General features: G+C 28.1%; 3 protein-coding genes. All 3 read left to right on the top strand.

The genetic code is table 11. The features are described 5' to 3' along the window. Positions 1 to 148: 148 nt before the first annotated feature. The 3 genes from Q1J60_RS01425 (at position 149) to Q1J60_RS01415 (ending at position 5735) form a co-directional block, all read left to right on the top strand. The gene (locus Q1J60_RS01425; RefSeq protein WP_300257498.1) at positions 149 to 2905 is read left to right on the top strand and encodes a type I restriction endonuclease subunit R; all 2757 of its coding nucleotides are present in this window, start codon (positions 149 to 151) and stop codon (positions 2903 to 2905) included. Positions 2906 to 2973: 68 nt separating this feature from the next. Beyond that, positions 2974 to 4518, top strand: coding sequence for a type I restriction-modification system subunit M (locus Q1J60_RS01420; RefSeq protein WP_300257495.1), 1545 nt, complete (start codon positions 2974 to 2976; stop codon positions 4516 to 4518). An 11-nt stretch (positions 4519 to 4529) separates the two neighbouring features. Beyond that, positions 4530 to 5735: a restriction endonuclease subunit S gene (locus Q1J60_RS01415; protein WP_300257492.1), complete on the top strand. Its 1206-nt coding sequence runs from the start codon at positions 4530 to 4532 to the stop codon at positions 5733 to 5735. The last annotated feature ends 138 nt before the right edge of the window (positions 5736 to 5873 follow it).

Genomic DNA, 5873 nt, shown 5'->3' with positions numbered 1-5873 from the left:
TTATATTTTTCATTAAGAAGTATTATTGTTATAATATAATTATATAAACGTATACTAAATTATTTAAAGTTTGATTATATTTTAAATTAATGGTAAATAAAAAGAATTTTAGATTTAAATAGATTACAGGGGAGAGAGTTTTTTTGTAATGACTTATCAAAGTGAACATGAATTAGAAGAATTATTAATTGCTCAATTAGTTGAGCAAGGATACACAAAAGTTAATATACATGATGAAAATGCTTTAGAGAAGAATTTTAGGGAGGTTTTATTTGAGTTTAACAAGGAAAAGTTAGGGAATGTAGCTTTTACTGATAAAGAGTTTGAGAGAATACTTATTCATCTAAAGAAGAAGAGTATTTTTAATAGTGCTAAGATTTTTAGGGACAAGTTCATTCTTGAGAGGGAGGATGGAACTAAGGTTTACATAGAGTTCTTTGATGGGAAGGATTATCACAATAATATATTCCAAGTTTCTAATCAGATAAGTATGGAAGGGAAGTATTCTAACAGATATGATGTTACTATACTTATTAATGGACTTCCTATGGTTCAGATTGAGTTAAAGAGAAGAGGAAAGGACTTTATTGAAGCTTTTCATCAAATAGAAAGATATAGAAGACATTCTTTTAAGGGGTTATTTAGATATATTCAATGCTTCATTATTAGTAATGGTGTTGATACTAAGTATTATGCTAATAGTGATAAGGAGATTAAGCGTGAGTTTGCTTTTTTCTGGAGTGATGAAAATAATAAGAGGATAACTAATCTTAGAGAATTTGCTGAATCATTTTTAGATAGAAATATGCTAAATAAGATTATAGCTAAATATATTATTATTAATGATAGTGAAAAGAATCTTATGGTCATGAGACCTTATCAGATATATGCAGTTGAAGCCTTAATGAAGAGAGCTAATGAAACTAATAACAATGGTTTTATTTGGCATACAACAGGTTCAGGAAAGACATTAACTTCTTTTAAGGCAAGTCAGCTTTTAGCAGATGAGGACAATGTTAAGAAGGTATTTTTCTTAATAGATAGAAAGGATTTAGATAGCCAAACTGTTGAGGAATTTAACAAGTTTGAGAAGGATTGTGTTGATACAACTGATAATATTAAAACTTTAATAAAACAAGTAGAAGATGTAAACACAAGACTTATTGTAACTACAATACAAAAGTTAGCTAGGCTTTTAAAATCAGAAAAATATGCACATAGAATGGACAAGTATAGAGATGAGAAAGTTATCTTTATAATAGATGAGTGTCATAGATCACAGTTTGGAGAGATGCACACAGCTATAAATAAACACTTTAAAAAGGCTCAATATTTTGGCTTTACAGGGACACCAAGACTTTTAGAAAATAAGAGCCAAGATGGAAGAACTACAGCAGATATTTTTAATAAATGTTTACATAATTATTTAATAAAAGATGCTATTAATGATAAAAATGTACTTGGCTTTTCTGTTGAGTATATTAAAACAGTTGATGGGAAGGTTAATGAGTATGATGATGAATACATAAAAGCTATAAATAAAGAAGAAGTCTTTATGAATGATGAGCGTATAGAGAATATAGCGAGACATATAATAGCTAATCATGATAAAAAGACATATGGAAGAAAATTTTGTTCTCTATTTACAGTTCAAAGCATTCCAATGCTTGTTAAGTATTATGATGCTTTTAAATCTTTAGACCATGATTTAAAGATTGCAGCTATTTTTACCTTTGATGATAATGAAAATTTAGATGGTAAGAGTGAACATTCAAGGGATAGTCTTGAAAGAATTATAAGTGATTATAACAAAATGTTTAAGGATGAGGATTTAAATTTTTCAACAGATACTTTTAAGGAGTATTCAAAGCATTTATCAAAAAAGATTAAAAATGCAGAGGTTGATATAGTTATAGTTGTAAATATGTTTTTAACAGGCTTTGATAGTAAGCCCCTAAATACTCTTTATGTAGATAAGAATTTAAAATATCATGGACTTATACAAGCATATTCAAGAACTAACAGAGTATTTGATGGAATAAAACAGTATGGTAATATAGTTTGCTACAGAAACTTAAAAAAGGAAACTGATGAAGCTATATGCGTGTTTTCAGATACTAAGAGTACAGATGTGGTTTTAATGGAAAGTTTTGATTATTATTTAAAGCTTTTTAAGGAAAGACTAGAGAGATTATATGAGGTTGCACCAACAATAGAATCTATTGATTGTATGCAGGATGAAAATGAAAAGAAGGATTTTGTAGAAGCTTTTAGGGAATTAACTAAGCAGTTAACTAAGCTTAAAACCTTTGTTGAGTTTGAATTTGATGAGGAAAAGATAGGAATATCAGCTCAAAAATATGAGGACTATAAGAGTAAATATTTTTCTATATATGAAGGGGTTAAAAATACTGAAAAGACTTCTATATTAGTAGATATAGACTTTTGCATAGAGCTTATGCATACAGATAAGATAAATGTTAATTATATACTAAACTTAATAAGAACTATAGATTTTGATACAGAAGAGAAAACTAAGAAGGATATAGAGAAAATTAAAAAATTATTAGATAATGCTGATAATGAAAATCTAAGACTTAAATCAGACTTACTTAGGGAGTTTTTAGAAAAGGTTGTGCCTAGTATTACAAAAAATGATTCAGTAGATGAAGCATTTAATGAGTTTTTAGAAAATAAGAGGGTAGATGAAATAGAAGATTTTTCAAAGGAAGTTGAGATAGATAAGTTTAAGGTTAAGGAATATGTTTCAGAATATGAGTATTCAGGAAGAATTGATGGTTCTGAAATAAAGGATAATTTAAGTGGAGGTCTTTTAAAGAAGAAAAGACTTGCAGATAAGATAAAGTCATTCATAATAAATCATGTTAGAAAGTTTAATTTTTAAGTTTTATGATTTATAATATGAAAGCAAAAAGAGTTTAGAAACTTTAAATGGAAAGCAGGAGAAATATAATGAGTACATCTGAAATACAAAAGGAACAGCAAAGTAATTTACAAGGTAATTTATGGAATATAGCAAATGATTTAAGAGGGAATATGGATGCTAGTGAGTTTAAAAATTACATACTAGGTCTTATATTCTATAGGTATCTTTCAGAGAATGTGGAAAGTAGAGCTAACAAGCTTTTAGAAGATGATGGCGTTAGTTATGAAGAGGCTTGGGAAATTGATGAGCTTAATGAAGTACTTAAAGGAGAGTTAGTAAATGATATTGGATATTTTATTGAGCCTAAGTTTTTATTTGATAAGCTTTTAGCTAAGATAGAAACTGGTGATTTCGATATAGAACTTTTAGAAGAGGCTATAAACAATATAACTGAATCTACTTTAGGACAAGAGAGTGAAGAGGAGTTTGACCATCTTTTTGATGATATGGATTTAAAGTCAACTAAGCTTGGTAAGGATGTTAAGAGTAGAAGTGAGCTTATAGCTAAGGTTATGGGAAAAATAGCTCAAATAGATTTTAGATTTGATAATAGTGAAATAGATATACTTGGAGATGCTTATGAGTATCTTATAGGACAGTTTGCAGCTAATGCAGGAAAGAAAGCAGGAGAGTTTTATACTCCTCAGCAAGTTTCAAAAATATTAGCAAAAATAGTTACAATGGGAAAAACTGACCTTAAAAATGTATATGACCCAACCTGTGGTTCAGGTTCATTATTACTTCGTGTTTCTAGAGAAGCAAAGGTTAGAATGTTCTATGGACAAGAAAAAACTTCAACAACATATAACCTAGCAAGAATGAATATGCTTCTTCATGGAGTTAAATATAGTGACTTCAATATTAAAAATGATGATACTTTAGAGAATCCACAACATGGAGATTTAGAATTTGAAGCAATAGTTGCAAATCCACCATACTCAGCAAAATGGAGTGGAGATGATAAGTTCTTAGATGATGAAAGATTTTCAGCTTATGGAAAATTAGCTCCAAAATCAAAGGCAGACTTTGCATTTATTCAGCATATGATACACCACTTAGATGATAATGGCACAATGGCAGTTGTACTTCCTCATGGAGTATTATTTAGAGGGGCAGCAGAGGGAGTTATAAGAAAATATCTTATAGAACAAAGAAATGTTTTAGATGCAGTAATTGGACTTCCTGCAAACATATTCTTTGGAACATCAATCCCAACAGTAATACTTGTATTTAAAAAGAATAGAAAAAATGCAGATAATATAATGTTTATAGATGCCTCAAATGAATTTGAAAAAGGTAAAAACCAAAATGTCTTAAGAGATAAAGATGTAGAAAAAATAGTAGAAACATACAAAAATAGAGAAAATGTAGACAAATATGCATATGTGGCTACTATGGAAGAAGTAAAAGAAAATGACTATAACCTAAACATTCCAAGATATGTAGACACCTTTGAAGAAGAAGAAGAAATAGATATAATACAAGTTCAAAAAAATATAAAAGAACTAGATAAAGAAATAGAAGAACTAAAGAAAAGTCTAGAATTAGACTTAAAAGAATTAGGTCTTTAGGAGGTACAAGGATGAATAAGAATGTACCAAAGTTAAGATTTAAAGGTTTTGAGGATGAGTGGGAAGAATATAGATTAGGAGATTTTTCAGAAAAAATAACTGAAAAAAATAAAGGATTTAAAGTTGAAAATGTAATATCTAATTCAGCTAAAAATGGTTTAATAAGCCAACGTGATTTTTTTGAAAAAGATATAGCAAATAAGAATAATATAGATGGATATTACATAATCAAAAATAGTGATTTTGTTTATAATCCTAGAAAATCTAATGAGGCTCCATATGGACCAATTAACAAATATAAATTTAAAGATGATGGAGTAGTTTCACCACTATATTTTTGCTTTAGAATAAATAATAAAGTTAATAATGAATATTTAGAGGAATACTTTAAATCATCTAAGTGGTATAGATATGTACACATGAATAGTGATCAAGGAGCTAGACATGATAGAGTTAGTATAAAAGATTCAGAAGTAATGAAGATGAAAGTTAAATTACCATCATTACAGGAGCAAGAAAAAATAGCAAATTTCTTAAGTAAAGTAGATAGTATAATAGAAAAACAAGAAAAGAAAGTGGAATATTGGAACTCTTATAAAAAAGGAATGATGCAGAAAATATTCTCACAAAAGATAAGATTTAAAGATGAGAATGGGAGAGATTATCCAGAATGGGAAGAGAAGAAACTTGGAAATATATGCTCAATGTTTTCAGGTGGAACTCCTGCGTCTAAAAACAAAATATATTATGATGGAGATATCCCTTTTATAAGATCGGCTGAAATAAATTCATGTAAAACCGAATTAAAAATATCAGAACTTGGTTTAAAAAATTCATCTGCTAAAATAGTAGATAAGGGAGACTTATTATATGCTTTATATGGTGCTACTAGTGGCGAAGTTGGTATAGCTAGAATGAAAGGTGCAATAAATCAAGCTATTTTATGTATTAGAAGCAAAGAAATAATAAATTGCTATTTATTAAATTTATTACAATATAATAAAGAAAAAATAATAGAAACATATATTCAAGGTGGTCAGGGAAATTTATCAGCATCTATTATTAAAGAGTTAAGTTTTAATTTCCCATGTTTAGAAGAACAAGAAAAAACAGCTAATTTCTTATCCAATATAGATAATATAATAGAAAAAGAAACTAAAAAACTAGAAGGATTAAAACAATGGAAAAAAGGATTATTACAACAAATGTTTGTATAAGAGATTTATACTTAGGATATATTGAGAGGGATATAATATGGATTTAAAGTTATTAGAATTTTTAGGAAGAGAAGTGCCGAGTTCTATAGAAGATATAAGAGAATCATTAGATTTATTAATAGGTTCTATAGATTCAGC

Origin of the sequence: Clostridium sp. (assembly GCF_029258205.1) — a bacterium.
In the GTDB taxonomy this organism is placed as follows: Bacteria; Bacillota; Clostridia; order Clostridiales; family Clostridiaceae; genus Sarcina.
The sequence above is the reverse complement of the archived record's forward strand: the minus strand, read 5'-3'. Positions and strand labels throughout refer to the sequence as shown.

Excerpts from the sequence above, each read along its gene's own strand:
- Q1J60_RS01425 (WP_300257498.1), top strand. The coding sequence starts at position 149 with ATGACTTATCAAAGTGAACATGAATTAGAAGAATTATTAATTGCTCAA.
- Q1J60_RS01420 (WP_300257495.1), top strand. The coding sequence starts at position 2,974 with ATGAGTACATCTGAAATACAAAAGGAACAGCAAAGTAATTTACAAGGT.
- Q1J60_RS01415 (WP_300257492.1), top strand. The coding sequence starts at position 4,530 with ATGAATAAGAATGTACCAAAGTTAAGATTTAAAGGTTTTGAGGATGAG.